Origin of the sequence: Legionella worsleiensis, assembly GCF_001467535.1 — a bacterium.
GTDB lineage: Bacteria > Pseudomonadota > Gammaproteobacteria > Legionellales > Legionellaceae > Legionella > Legionella worsleiensis.
In genome coordinates this window covers 83829-99427 of record NZ_LNZC01000027.1, presented here as the reverse complement: position 1 = coordinate 99427, position 15599 = coordinate 83829, and the positions used below count along the sequence as shown (strand labels likewise).

Genomic DNA, 15599 nt, shown 5'->3' with positions numbered 1-15599 from the left:
GTTCTTGCACAATTCTCATACTGTTCTTCTGCGTTTTCTACCCAATAAAATAATGGAAGTCGTTTCTCTATGCTATTAAATCCCTCTCACCCTTAATCTCTCTCCCCCATGCTTCGCACAGTGGAGAGGGGACGCAATGGTATATAACCTTTTAAACCGGGATGATAGGTAAAAGCTTATAATGGCTAAGCTTTAATAATTTTATTTTCTCTAACATAATAAGTTCTAATTTTACCCAAATAAAATGCAAAATCATTCATCCATCATCAACTATTTAATCGATTTCACCTTGAATCCGTTCTTGCACAATTCTCATACTGTTCTTTTGCGTTTTCTACCCAATAAAATAATGGAAGTCGTTTCTCTATGCTATTAAATCTCCCTCTCCACTGTGCGAAGCATGGGGGAGAGGGATTAAGGGTGAGGGGGGATGAAACAGTGTCGCAAAGCGACCTCCATTATTTTATTGGGTAGAAAACAAAGAAAGGAAGTATTTTGATGCTGTAAGGGTGGAGTCAAGGTGAGATTGATTAAATATCTGGAGTGTTTCTAACTGTGTACAGTTTATTGAAATTAAATGAGCTAAACGTATCATTCAGAATGTAAAAAGGGATTGCTACGTTTTGCATGGTGCTAATTCTGGGAGAACCTCGATATATTTAGTATATTGATCATTTAAAACATAAACCGACACTAACCCATTTATTCTATTAAAAAAATGTATTTTTTAATCGTGCTGCTCTATTTCTTATTTCAGTAAATTCTTGAGGCTCAATCAGTTCTAATTTGCACCAATTTGCCTTTAATAAAAAACGGTCGCTGATTGTTTTATATAAAATAATTAAAAGGTTAGAACGATTTTAACTTGGTTGATGATAAGAATTAACTTATTAAAGAGTCTGGGTATTATGAATACTTTTATTTTTTTAGTTACTCGATAATTTGGGCTTAACGAGGGCTGATGCGTTTTTGAGAGCGTGTTATAAATCTTATGGGGGACATGCCTCAAGATGGAGGGGAATCGACTCATGTGAGGGTTTGGACGCTATGAATAATCTACTAGTTACTTTTCTTGGTGCGGCTGGATTAGCGCATTGTGCCCTGTGTCTGATGATACTGTTAACTTCCCAAAAGCCTCAGGTTAATTCATCTTTAATAAACAAATCAGATGATGAATCGAATCTATCAATGCAAAGAATTTAACTTTACATTGAGTTGTCGCATGCTAGCTTACCTCACTTAAGCACTAGACGTTTTTGTTCTGTCGGCTTGGGTGAAGTATTCAAATCCGGGATCTCTTAAAATGGATCTCCCTGTTTAATGGTGTGTCTGCGGACTTACTTTCTTATTTAGCAACCAAAAGTTTGTTTGATCCAAATCTTATTGAGTAAAAAATTGGTCACGCTTTGTCGCATAAACTTGGCATAATAAGCAAGCGGTTATGAATAAACTATAGGTCGGAACGGTTGAGTTGTCAGGAGTTGTACTCATCAATTAAATTTTTCTGCTGTGCAAAAAAAAAGTTGACCTCAAATAAAATCTGCTATAAATTGCATTTCTCGTTCGATATCCAATTGAACGTAACCTATGGAAAAATAAACGGTTTGTATATAAACAAGTTTTAACCTAATAATGGAAAATAATAATAATGAATAAAGCAATTAAATTAGGATTGGTTTCTCTTCTTTTGTGTTCTGGCATTCAATCAATTAATGCAGCAACTCCTGGATACTATGCAGGTATTGGTTTAGGTGTTAGTCAGTTAGCTGATATAGAGAATTTTTATCAGTTAGATCATGATGCCCTCGCCGGAAGATTTTTTTTGGGTTACAACATTAACGAATATCTGGGTGTAGAAACCAGTTATTCTGAACTGGGAGAAACACGTTATTACATTCCCGGAACTTTTGTTACAGGTGATTATTCCATATACTCCTTAAGCCTTGTAGGCAAACTCTATCTTCCTTTGGGTAATCAAAGCCCTGCTAATTTATATGCGCTTGTGGGAGCATCGCAGTTATGGGGTAAGTTTGATATCAGTTACGGTTCTTTGCCTTTGTTGGACTTTTCTTCAGATGGTACCGCTCTTACGATTGGAGCTGGTGTCAGTTATGATATAAATCAATATGTTACATTAAATGGTGAAATAACTGCTTATACAGACAGGGAACAGACCGATGCTTTTTATGATTCGGGTATCCCAAAAAGCATTTTGGCAACAGTGGGGCTGGCTTATAAATTCTAAACCTATGTTACTGTTAATATCCAACAGGATTTAGTTTATCTTGCCAGTCAAAAGCTTTTTTATGTGAGATGGTTAATCAGATAAAATGTAAGCTTTGAATTCAATAATCAATCTACCGCTACCGTATCAGGTCTTGCCTGATACGGATAAAATTTGTTAGTTTTATTCTTAAGTGTCATAACCATCTGTGAATTTTTAAAATTATAGGGTTTAATATAGTTTTAGCTGATAAACAAGGAGTGTTTATGAGTTTGACTAAAGCCAATGTCATTCACTATTTAATGCAAGTCGAGTCATTAACTGCAATTGATAATCATCAAGTTAAAGACAGCTATGGGTACAAGACAGGCCAAATAGCCCTGGCATTGAACATTGGTTTGGATTGGATTAACCAGATACTGGAACAAGGTAGTTGGTCTGGAGATGAGCGTATTACTCTCTATGAACGAAATGCTCTTCTTGATTTGCGCAATGCAATCGATGGTTTACCTCGTTCTATGAGTATTAAGTCTCTGATGTCTATAATGGATTTGGATGGAATACAAAATATGCTATTTGAATCTATAACTCGATACATCGAGAGTATCGTTCAGTTTGAGGAACATAAAAACTTACTGAAAGCTGTTGTTTTGGTACTTAAAATTATTGAGTATGATCTGAGTAAAAAAGAGGGACCTATTACTATAGGGTATGGATTTTTTAGTGTGGTTATTTTATCTAATGAGCAAAGACAAGCGAATCATGCAAAAATTGCGTTAATTTTGAATGAAATTATTCAAAAATTTGATGCGAATTATACAGAGAGTCACATTATTGACCAAGGTGCGTTGATGGAGATAAGTTAAACGATTTTCAATAAAATGCTCATGATATCCTCTGTACAATAGGTTAGCGCAATGAATTTAACAATGCTTGGATCATGAAACAGCATCATTTTAATGATGCGGCCTTTTTCTGAAATATCGTTGAGATGCTCTGGATCAGCTTTTACGTGTTTTATGATGCTTCATTATTTTAATTTACTATGATAAAAATAGAATTTAACGGATACTTTTTTCAGGGATGATTTATGATTTTATATAGTGCCTCTTCTTCGTATTACTCAATGATTGGTCGTTATGCCTTGCTTGAAGCGGGGTTACCTTTTGAACACAGGCGTATGGATATTCATTTGGCTAAGGAGCAATTGTCTCCCTGGTACATGGCCATCAATCCTGCCATGACAGTACCTGCGCTGGTTGATAACAAGACAATCTGGACAGACAGCCAAGATATTTTAAAGTTTGCCGCTTCGCAAGCTGGAACACAGTGGATGGATGCGGATCCCGAATGTGCGGGCCAAATTGACACTCTGGTTAAAGATCATTACGCCATTACTATTGAACGATTAACTTTCGGCAAGGCATTGAACAGTATTCCTTTGCTTCGTTTTTTTGTGTTCAAAATGTTACGTAATGCAATTTCTTCTCTTGAGTCTCAGCGTCCTTCTTCTTCGGATGAGAAGGCTCTTGAGGCAAAAATTCTACTGAACAAACAACGTTTGGCTTATTTTAGTGAGGGAAGCCTGGAAGACAAATTAGCCGAAGAACGCAATAAAGTTAGAGCTTATTTGCAACAGCTGCCTACACCTAAAGTATTTTTATTCGGTGACAAAATCAGTTCTGTTGACATTGTTACGGTAGTTTTACTCGGGCGTTTAAAAATGATAGGAGAGTATGATCTGGTGGTATCTGAGGATTTAAAGAATTGGTTTTCTCGAATGCAGTTACGTTCTGCATATAAAGAGGCAGATATTTGGACTTATTTTCAACCCTGGAGAATCATTTTAAAACGTTAAATAATCGAAGATTGGCGTGTAAAAGTTTGAGTGATTGCAAGGTCACTCATTTTTAATGACTGTTTTTACACGCACTGTCGTTTTGGGAAACACCTTTATAATAACTCCTTGATGCAGCTATCATCGTCTTTAATACTCTGTGCAATAATTTTATTTACTTCGTTACTGATCTGATCTTTACATTCTTGGGTCAGGGGACCGTTAATGGAGAGTATGTATTCACCATGTTGATTTTTCGAGAAATAAATCCATAAGGTTTTGTTACTGATGGGTCTGTCCATGCAGCCGAAATGACTGGGATAGGAGTAGTTAAGATGGGCAAAACGTCTTTCGTGTTGTTCTTTGACAAACAAGCTTGGGGTAATACTAATAAGCACTCTTAGTCTGTCAGGTTTTTGCATGGGGATGTTCAGGTTGAATAACTGATTAATTTTGTTTTTTATTAACAGGCTGTATTTGAAGGTTTTTGTTCTGCTTAAATATTTTAGATAATAATTGATGATCAGGGAGTTGATTTGGCTTTTTTTGAATGTGTTACGCAACAACACCGTGTTGATCATGTAGGAAATCAATTGACTAAAATCCAGTTTAGAATTTTTAAATCCCAGATCTTTAATAAAATGTGAGCATTTTTGGTAGGGTGCAGTCTGGATAATTTGCTGTTCTATGGCTTGAATACACTCAATAAAGCGTTGGGTTACATCCAGAACCAGATTAATACGCTTGTATTCTGAAAATAAACCGACAACTGATTTAAAGCGACTTCCTTCTCTACCGTTATGTATCAAAATCACTGGAATTTTATTCTGACGACTGATTTTGTAAAAAGCAATTTGGCAGGCAGCTACAAGACCTGAGGTTATGTTAATGTTGCGCTCTTTGTGCCATGAAAAAAATTGATCCAGGGTGTGGTTGGGTATAGGGTAATGACACAAAAATTGGGATTGTATCGCTGCGTCAGGCAAATGATAGTTTTTCCCAAAACTGAGTAGTTCAAAGCCTTTATTGTACTGTTGCCAAAAATTAATTTTAGCCTTTAGATTTTTTTCATAATGATGATTATTGTGTCTTACGTAGTTGAAAAAATTCTCTTTTTCGGTAATGGGTGTTAATGTTTTACCTTGCACAAGTTGCTCATAACAGCTTTTAAATTGACTCCATACCAACTCGCAAGACGCATCATCTACGATAATATGAGGAATTAACAGATGCAATTCATGCAGATCGTTATTGATTTTATAAAGGTACACTTTGATTAGAGGTTGCTCGGATAAGAGAATAAGACGCATCAGGTTTTTATAAAATTCTCTTTGGAGGATATTACGATCATGAGTTAATGAAAAGTCTTGGACAATCAGTTGAAACTGTCCTTGTTTGTTGATTTTTTGTACTGGTTCGTCTTTATTAAACTGAATCCAAAATGTGCTGTTTTGGCGTACCACCAGGTCAAAAGCCTGAGCAACATACTCTTTATTGAGCGCTCCTTGTATTTGTATCTGCATGCCTATGTTAAAGCTGTAATCCAGTGTGTTCATCACCCAGAAAATGTATTGAAAATCACATAATGGAACCGGATGTTCGCTTACAGGTATTTGAGGGAGATTATCGGATTTGTGACGCAGCATGGGGTAGAGCTGGTTCGTAATTTCTAAGGCTATTTTTTCAATTGTTGGGCTGTTGATAAAATATTCTATGGGCAAACTCAATTTTGGGTAGCGTAACAGATCATGAATGCGGTTTCTTATTTCCAAAGACATTAATGAATCCAAACCCATAGAAAACAAATTATCTTTAGGGCTAATTTGGTTGATGTTATCTAATGCTAAAACCTCAGCACTAATGCGACATAAAGCCTGATTGAGCATGGTGAGGCATTCTTCTTTTGTGCCATTTTTTAATGAGTTCAAAAAGTTTTGGTCTGGATTGGGTACTGTTTTGATAAGGTGAGTGAACAATGCTTGACCGGGTACTTGTTTGCAATAGATATTCCAATCCATGGGGCAGGGCGCTATTTGAGTTACCGGATGAGTTAATAAAACATCAAGAACCTCCAGGGTATTTTGTTCCATGGGTATAAAACCATGATGTTGCATGGCTTGGCTCAGATTAGAGGTCATACCCGTGTTTTGAAAAGGTCCCCAGTTGATGGCAATGGCGGGCAAGTGCTCGTGATGCCGCTTATGTGCTAAACCATCAAGAAATCCATTTGCAGCGGCATAATTTGCTTGCCCTTTTGCCCCAAGAATGGAAGCTGATGAAGAAAACAGCACGAACAAATCCAGAGGGATATTTTGAGTTAACTGATGCAGAATCAGTGCGCTATCCATTTTTGCATTGAGGACATTTTGAATGTTTTCCGGGGTCAAATTTATTATTAGCCCATCCTCAATGACGCCCGCCAAATGAAATACTCCCCTAAGCGGTTTGGGGTTTTGATTAATGCTGTGTATCAAGCCTTCCATTTCATAAAAATTACTGGCGTTGATTTGATGATGGGTGATGTATACCTGCTTTTGTCTGGCCTCATCCATCAACGCTTTAAGTGTTGCTGCTGGTTGGGAACGACTGGTTAAATGAATACTGCACACTCCACGGCTCATCAGGTACCGTATTAGCGGCAGTGCTAATCCCCCTGTACCGCCGATAATTAGATAGTTGGCATCCGAATTAAATAGCTTAGGGTGCTGTTCTGAGTTGATATGCAGGATTTTGTTATTCAATCGGGGAATGAAGAGTGCTTCTCTTTGCGCACATTGTGTTTCTGTATTCTCTGGATCAAACAAACAGTTGAGAGGTTGGAGTAGCGTACTGTTTGCATCACAATCGATACTGTAATTTTGTTTTAAATTCAGTTCGTTTCTGAAAGTGTTCCAAAATGAGATGGCCATGGTATGGTAAGGATTGACTGCATCATACTCATGAATGGCATAAGCGCATTCTGTAACGAGAGTAAAACTTTCTGGTGGAGATTTAAAAAGTTTTTTGCAGAAGAGAACCAGTTCATTAAACTGGCTTTGCTCATAGAGAAACAAGATGTGTTTCTGCTGCATATCGTTCAGGCTGTTGGGGTCATTGATGAGTTGATAAGGTAGGGTACCCAGACGTTTCTTTGCCAGTTCCGAATCTTTAGTGATTACCCATAATTGCGGTAATGCGGTTTGTGGGTGCTGTTTGTATTGAGCTTTATGCCATGTAATGTGGTAGAGATGGCGCAGGACGGATTCATAGGAAATGAATTGTTCAGGCGTTACTTTTCTTAATTTTAATTCCTCAAGACATGCGATTAATACCCCAGTATTAGTGTATATTTTTATATTAAAACAAAGATCTAGATTCTGTTCTGTTGGGCGTTTATGCAAATGTACCCAAACAGTTCGCGGCGCTTCCTGGAGGGTAAACATATGAGCCAGAGAATAGGGGACGTACGTTGAATATCCTGATGCGTCCATACTCTTTAATACAATACTTTGTATGGCGCCATCGAGTAAGATAGGATGATAATGATAACGAGCAGTTTGGGTCTCCTTGGTTAATGTCACCCGTGACAGTATGTCGTTAGCTCCAACATATCCCTCATGCAGAACCTGAAATTCCTTGCCATAAAATAATGAACGATTGCTCAAATGATCGTAAATTTGGGATAAATCCATGGCGTTATTGAAGGATGATTTAAGTTCGTCTATAGCAAGGCGTTCATTGGGAACATCTGCTAGTGTTTGACACTCCATTTCTGCATATTTTTGCCACTGGGCATCGTGTTGTGCAAAAATGATTATCTTATAACGCCCATGTGGGATGGGTTTTACCTGAAATTGAATTTCTTGCCCTTGTCTTGGGTATAGAGGACGTTCTATAAGCAGGTTTTTAATACTCAAGGCAGGTGATTTAAATAGCTCTCTGGCAATAACCAGGCCTGCTTCCATGTAAGCAGTTGCCGGAACCACTACTTTATTAAATACTTTGTGGTCTTTGATGTAACTTAACTGATGCAAGTCAAAATGATTAGTGAACAGATATTCATTGCCGGGCATTGACAGCATCTGACCTAAAAGAGGATGTACTTGTTTTGTAGAAGTTGTGTATTTGCTTTTTGTATCCGGCCAGTATTCGCTACGGTCAAATTCGTAGTGAGGCAATAGTACTTTTTTAAATTCGTCGCCCAAAGACTGATAATAGCGCTTCCAGTCTACTGGTGCACAATTTAAGTAGTCCATTACTAATGCATCAAGGTGATCATGACCAGAGTAATAGTTTGGTTTATTGGGCTCTGAAGAGAGGGAAAACCGGCCTTTTTTAAGGTGCTGTGCTGCATCAAGAGTGTTTTTGGCCGTCAAAACCAGACGATGAGCATAATGATTTCGGCAGGTTGCAGCGGTAAAACAAATGTCAGCCCAGGTTGCTTTGGTGGTTTCCAGAAAGTGTTGGTATGCTTGGGCTAACTGCTGCAGTGATGTACTTGTTTTTGCGGACAAGACCAGGGCATGAGGTTGTTCTGTTGGCAGTATTCTTGAGTTATTTTGCTGCGGAAACTCCTGCAAAATTACATGAGCGTTTGTACCGCTAAATCCAAAAGCATTAATCCCTGCGCATCGCAGTCTGGAGTTGCTTTGCCAATCCCGGGTATCCAGTGCTATATACGTGTTCTCGAGCGTAATATTGGGATTTAAATGGGTGAAATTCAGTATCTTGTATATTCTTTTATTATTTAGCCCAAGTATGGTTTTTATAACGCTTGCAATACCTGAAGCGCTTTCAAGATGACCTATGTTGGTTTTTACTGTACCCACATAAAGAGGGTTTTCTGGGGTGTGATGCGCTCCATATACTTTATTAATTGCCTGCATCTCTATAGGATCGCCTAATGGTGTTCCAGTCCCATGTGCTTCAATATAGCTGATGTCTTCAAGTGCAAGGTTGCTTTGCCTGAGCGCCGTTTTCATGACTTCTTCCTGGCTTATGCCATTAGGAACGGTTAGCCCCGCCGCCTTACCGTCATTATTCACTGATGACGCTTTGATAACTGCTAAAATAGTATCTTTATCGTTTAATGCATCGGATAATCTTTTCAGTAATACTACCCCACAGCCCTCGGCACGGGCGTAACCGTCTGCTCGAGCGTCAAAGGTTTTGCATTGACCATCAGCCGCCAGGGCTCTTGCTTTACATAAGGTGACGTTGGATTCAGGCATTAACAAGACGTTTACACCGCCTGCCAAAGCATAATTCGTTTCCCGATTTTTTAAACTCTGACAGGCGTAGTGCAGTGCGACCAAAGAGGAAGAACAAGCGGTATCAATACTTAATGAGGGGCCTTTAAAATCAAAAAAATAAGCAACTCGCCCTGGAATTAAATTCAATACATTTCCGGTGATTGAATAAGCACTCAATTCTTCATTGGAAAAACCTGATTTTTCCAGTAAGGCGTAATATTCGTTTGGTCCTACTCCGGCAAATACTCCCGTTAAACTCCCACGTAATGAATCAGGAGGATAGTTTGCGTGTTCTATTGCTTTATAACAATGCTCCAAAAACAGGCGTTGCTGAGGTTCCATTAATTTTGCTTCACGAGGACTGATACCAAAAAAATGGGCATCAAAATCTTTAATATGATCTATAAATCCCATTTTATTCACATAGGATTTTCCTGGTGCATCCATGTTGGCATCGTAATAAAGGCTGTTATCCCAGCGTTCAAGAGGAATCTCTTTAATCCCGCTAAGTCCTTGTTCAAGAAGATATTCAAACGCTTGCAGATCAGGCGCATTAGGTAAAGCACAGCTCATGCCTATTACTGCTATGGCCTCTTCTTCGACTGGCTTGGAGGAGGACAGGTTTTCTTTTTGCATTAACTGCGAATTCAGTTCGGAGTCAATATGACGTGCTAATTGATTGATGGAGGGATAATTAAAACCAATACTGACGCCTATCTTCATGGCAGGTTCCAGTTTTTTCTTAAGCTCACTGGCCATTTCAGCAACCATAAGTGAGTCAAGACCTATTTCAAAAAATCCTTCATCCTCATCCAGCTCGTCAGTAGAAGCTAATTCCAGTATGTCTTTGCATATTCCCAGTAACAGATCTTTGCAGGCTTTAAGGCGCTGGTCTTTATTCATATTGAGGTAATAACTCAACCAGGGTGATGCATTGGTCTGAACGGTCTCTTTTGTCTTGGTTTGCTCATCCAGAACCAGATCATCAAAAAGTATTTTATAAAATCCGGTCAGTGGTTTGGGAACAAAGTCCAACATAAATTTAAGATAAGCAGGAGAGATAATGCCTGGATGAGAGAGTTGTCCCTTGAGTAATACTTTGATTAATGAATGACCTTGTTCATTAGTAATCAAAGCATCTTTAAGTCCCGGGTTACGAGAGCGTTTATTGGCCATGCCCACTTCTCCCCATGGCCCCCATCCTATAGAGATGCCAGGAAGACCCAGGCGTTGCCTTTCGGCGATAAGCAAGTCAAGAAAACTGTTGGCTGCGCTGTAAACAGATTCTTTATTGCTGCCAAATAGTGCAGCGATGGACGAATAGACGACAAAAAAATCCAAATTACAGTGTGTACTGTATTCGTGTAAGTACCAGGCTCCTTTTACTTTCGCAGAAAATACAGACTCAACATCATCATCTTTGTGTGAAAGCAATGGGGCTTTGATGGCAACTCCCGCTGCGTGAATAATGCCTTTTAAACCATTATCTGCATTAAGTTCTGTAAGTAGCTGGTGCACTTGTTGTTTATCACTAACATCAACGCTGAGGGTTTGAATGCTCTGTGAGGGAAAGTCAATAAGAATTTTTTTTATCGCCGTTTTCAATTCCGGTTTATCAACCGTTCTGGAGATAATGACCACCTCGTGAGCACCAGCTGAAAGTAATGCCTGTGCCGTCACTAAACCTAATCCTCCAGTACCTCCAGTAATCAGGTAGCGTCCTTTACCTGAAATAACTATTTTATCGTCAATCAACGGTACTTTTTTTAAGCGAGATACCATCCTGTTGCCGTCACGATAGGCAACCATGTGTTCATAGAGTTTACTGTGGTTGTAATTCATTTCAGCAATTATCTGCTGGGTTGCATTGGTAGAGTCGGATGGATCTATGTCGATAAGCGTTGTACGAAACTGGGGTAATTCCAGCCCCAGGGTTTTGCTAAGTCCTATAAGAGGACTATTGCTTAAATTGAGCTTGCCTGTTGGAAGTTCGGCTATTGCATTAGTGGTAAGAATCAACAACCTGGGAGCAAGTCCTTGTTCGTCAAGAGACTGCACCAAGTGCAACAATTTTTTTGTGATGCGTTCTTGCATGTCTATATTGGCGTCATCACTGGTCAATGTCGCAGTATCAAGACCCTCGGCGAAAAGGATCCCATAAAGTCGGTCTAAAGCAATATCATCTTCTTCAATGAATATTTTTAACCCTGTTGCTTGTAAATCGGACGCTAAATGTTTTGCTCCAACTAACAACCAGTTTCTACCTTGTATTGCACGATTTTGTGTATCGCAAGGTTGTTTCTGCCATTGCATCTGAAAACACCAATGGCCAGGTATAGGTATGTCATTTAATTTGTCTTTGGATTTTATCCAGTATTCTTTGCGGTCAAATTCATATAAAGGTAATTTAACTTTCTTAAAGGAGTAGCCTAAAGAGGAGTAATATTCTATCCAATTAACAGTAAAGCCATTCTCATAGGCTTTTTGAATTTGTTCCAGGGTAGGTGTTGGTTGAGATGAATCACGTATTTTTTTTAATGAATGGATGGTGTACTCTTTTTTAGCAATTTGTTCTGCTGCCTCTGCTGCTGATTTTGCCTTGATTGCAACACGGTGAAGAAAATGACTGCGACATGTGGCAGCGGTGTAACAAATGTTTGCAAAAGATTCCTGAGTATTTGTTAAAAAACGCTGATAGGTTGTCAATAATAATTGCAGTGAATGAGCGCTTTTTGCAGATAAAATGAGTAAGAAGTCCTCCTGAATGATGGGGGAGGCCTCATTGAGCTGCTTAGGAGCTTCTTGGAGAATGATGTGCGCATTGGCGCCACTAAATCCAAAAGAGCTGACTCCGGCACATCTTAATTTGGTATCTGCTTTCCAATCCAGGGTGTCCAGAGGGATGACGGCGTTTGAAAGTTCGATTTCCGGATTTAATTTTTTAAAGTTCAGGTGTTTAAATAATTGATGCGTTTGCAGGCTTAAAATGGCTTTGATTATGCCAGCTACCCCGGATGCGCTCTCGCAGTGACCAATATTGGTTTTTACCGAGCTGATGTACAAGGGATGTTCCTGGCTATGGCTGTCACTGAATATTTTGGTCAAGGTATGGGCTTCTATGGGATCCGCTAAAGGCGTTCCTGTTCCATGCGCTTCTATGTAATCAATATCTCCCGGGGATAATTTGGCTTTGGCCAATGCGCTACGTATAAGCTCTTCTTGTGCTGTGCCATTAGGTACCGTGAAACCTCCGCTTTTACCATCACTATTGATGGCGGTTCCTTTGATGACCGCAAGGACAGTGTCTTTATCCCGTAATGCCGTACTTAATCGTTTTAAAACAATCACGCCACACCCTTCGCTGCGAGCATAACCATCGGCATCTGCACTGAATGTTTTGCATCGGCTTTCTGGTGATAACATCCGGGCTTTGGATAGAGTGATATTGGATTCTGGGGTGAGTAAGGTGTTTACGCCACCTGCCACCGCCATATCACAATCTCCAGCCTGTAAACTCAGGCACGCATTGTGAATCGCTGTCATGGATGAAGAACAAGCGGTGTCTATGACCTGAATGGGCCCATGAAAGTCAAAAGCGTAAGCCACACGCCCGGCCAGGGCATTGAGCACATTTCCGGTTGCGAAATAGATGCTCAAATCCTCTAGTTTGAGGCCGTTAGCACTTAAAACACGAGGATATTCATTGGTACCAACGCCAACAAAAACGCCAGTATTACTGTCTTTAATCAAGTCCAGAGAAAGATTGGCATCTTCCAAGGCATGGAAGCATGTCTCCATAAACACCCTAAGCTGGGGAGACATGAATTTGGCTTCTCTGGGACTGACATTAAAAAAATCAGCATCAAAATTTTTAATGTTATCTATAAAGCCTAATTGTTTGATGTAAAGTTTGCCGAGCGCATTTAAATCAGGGTCGTAATATTGACTGTTATCCCATCGCTCTAATGGAATATCGGTCATGCCGCTTTGGCCATTTTGTAAAAGAGATAAAAAAGCATCAATATTTTCCGCTTTTGGAAAACGGCAGCTCATACCGATAACAGCTATGGGCTCCACATTGAGCACGTTAATGAATGGTTGTCGTTCTACAGTTTCTGGTTTGATTATGGAGAGAATATGTCGAGCCAGTTTCGCCAGATTAAGATGGGGTGATGTTATAGGGATTGGAAGTTTAAACAGTGGGGCAAAACATTCTTGAATGAGATGATCCAGTGTTTCCAATTCCTTCGGGGTCAAACCTAATGAGTTAAAATCCTGGTGTTCGTTAATGTGCTCTTTATGAATGAGTGATGCTATCAGAGCAGCTACTTTTTCTTTGATGTGGTCTTCTTGTTGCGTTTTTGATTTTTGCAATAATCCGTTAAGCCAATCCGCAGCGTTGGCGTTTTTTCGTGACTCGTGCCAATAGGGTTTTCTATGAAAATGATACAGGGGTAAATCTGCTTTATTAAATGACAGGTTATCCGCTTCTATGCGTATATTAGCCCCTGAAAGATAACAATCAATTAATTGTTCTTCTGTATAAGACAAGAAGCGAGGCTTAGCGTTTATGCTGACTTTTATGATTTCATATTCGGCGGATTGTATTTTTTGAATTAACGAATTTTTGTCTTTGGCGCGAATAGCGCAACGGTATTTATAATGATCACGGCAGTTAATCAAGGTGTGACATATATCGCTCAAAGATACAGAAGTATGCTGTAAATAAGGGATAAAATCGGTAAGTATCATTTGCAGCGATTCTGGACTGTTTGCCGAAATTAAAAATGGGGCGGTTGCTGTGTCATTAACTGAAGTCACAGGAGATTCCAACTCAGGAGCTTCCTCAACGACAAGGCTTACATTGGTGCCGCTGAAACCAAAATTGGAAACTTGCGCACAGCGTTTTTGGTTTTTTTGTTTTAAATAGTCTAATGCCTGAACAGGGAAGCGAGCAGGGATGGTCTCTGGCTTAATGGTGGCATTTGGGGTGGAATAATGTAAATTAGGCGGTATTTTTTCATGATTGAGCGTGCAGATGACTTTGATCAGAGAGGCGATACCTGATGAGGAAATGGTGTGTCCTATGGTGCTTTTTAATGCGCCCAGAATGAGTGGTTTTTCTTGGGAGTGATAACCTTGATGAACGGCTTGAATGGCATTAAATTCAACGGAGTCTCCAATTACAGTACCTGTGCCGTGCGTTTCAATATAATCAATATCTTTTGCAGTGATTTGTGCCTGTTCCAGAACTGCCTGGTGCATGGCAATTTGGGCGTTCATATCGGGGGCTACAAGGCTGCCTTCGTTCCCGTCGTGATTCATGACGATACTTTTTATCAGCGCCAGGATGGTGTCTTTATCTCTCAAAGCGTCGCTTAACCGTTTGACAATGACTACAGCGCATCCCTCGCTGCGCACAAATCCATCCGCACTCATATCAAAACTGCTGCAATGCCCTTTTGCTGAGAGCATATTAGCTTTAGTCAAGCCTATAAAGTTTTCAGGGCAGAGATTAAGGTGAACTCCGCCAACAATAGCCATATTGCATTGATGGGTTCGCAGATCGGTAGCCGCAACGTACAGTGCAGATAAAGAAGAGGAGCATGCTGTATCCACAGTCATGCTTGGGCCTCTCAGGTTTAAATAGTGACAAAGTCTGCCTGGAGCGGCGCTACTGGCAGCGCCAATTTGCGTGTATTCGTTAAACTGGATATTGTCTTTATAATTGAGGTGACTGTAATCCTGGGATGATATACCGCAATACACGCCGGTTTTGCTACCAGAAAGTGATTCTTTAGTGATGTTGGCATGGTTTAATGCACGAACGGCAACTTCCAGAAACAGGCGGTGTTGGGGGTCGATTTGTTTGGCTTCCGCAGGAGATATTTTGAAGAAATCTGCGTCAAATAAATGAGGATTATTCAAAAAACCGCCCAGCCGACTGACTATTTTATCACTTTTTTTTCTGTCTGCATCATAATACTGGTTAATATTCCACCTGTCTTCAGGGACTTCCTTAATCGGGCTTTGCCCTTTCAGTAACAGGTTATAAAAGGCATCTGCATCCTCAATATCTGTATCAAGGCCAGGAAACTGGCAATTCATTCCAATTATTGCCAGCGGTTCGTTGATGTCCGTAGTGTTATCCTGTGGCAGTTTTTTTAACACCATTTGCTCCCTGTGCTGCTTGAGTAGTCTACCTTGTGTGGCCTTAGAGGCGATACTGACATAAGTAAGAACGTTTGCGGATGAACTGTCCTTATCATCTTTAGGTCGTATTGATTGTATTGACTCCAAACAAAAC

At 39.8% G+C, this 15599-nt stretch carries 5 protein-coding genes; 4 read left to right on the top strand and 1 reads right to left on the bottom strand.

The window, feature by feature from the left end; translation table 11 throughout:
* The first annotated feature begins 1047 nt into the window (after positions 1-1047).
* From Lwor_RS13795 to Lwor_RS09960, 4 genes are all read left to right on the top strand, one after another.
* A complete protein-coding gene (locus Lwor_RS13795) occupies positions 1048-1203 on the top strand; it encodes a hypothetical protein (RefSeq protein ID WP_157063145.1) in 156 nt (51 codons plus the stop codon).
* Between the two features lie 445 nt (positions 1204-1648).
* On the top strand, positions 1649-2245 hold the full coding sequence (locus tag Lwor_RS09970; protein ID WP_058493738.1) for an outer membrane beta-barrel protein: 597 nt from the start codon (positions 1649-1651) through the stop codon (positions 2243-2245).
* Positions 2246-2490: 245 nt separating this feature from the next.
* The gene (locus Lwor_RS09965; RefSeq protein WP_058493737.1) at positions 2491-3090 is read left to right on the top strand and encodes a hypothetical protein; all 600 of its coding nucleotides are present in this window, start codon (positions 2491-2493) and stop codon (positions 3088-3090) included.
* A gap of 224 nt (positions 3091-3314) precedes the next feature.
* Positions 3315-4082, top strand: coding sequence for a glutathione S-transferase family protein (locus Lwor_RS09960; protein WP_058493736.1), 768 nt, complete (start codon positions 3315-3317; stop codon positions 4080-4082).
* 95 nt (positions 4083-4177) lie between these two features.
* Here the strand turns inward: Lwor_RS09960 and Lwor_RS09955 are convergent, their stop codons facing one another.
* Positions 4178-15466, bottom strand: a complete 11289-nt coding sequence (locus Lwor_RS09955) for an SDR family NAD(P)-dependent oxidoreductase (RefSeq protein WP_058493735.1) — start codon at positions 15464-15466, stop codon at positions 4178-4180.
* Positions 15467-15599 lie beyond the last annotated feature (133 nt).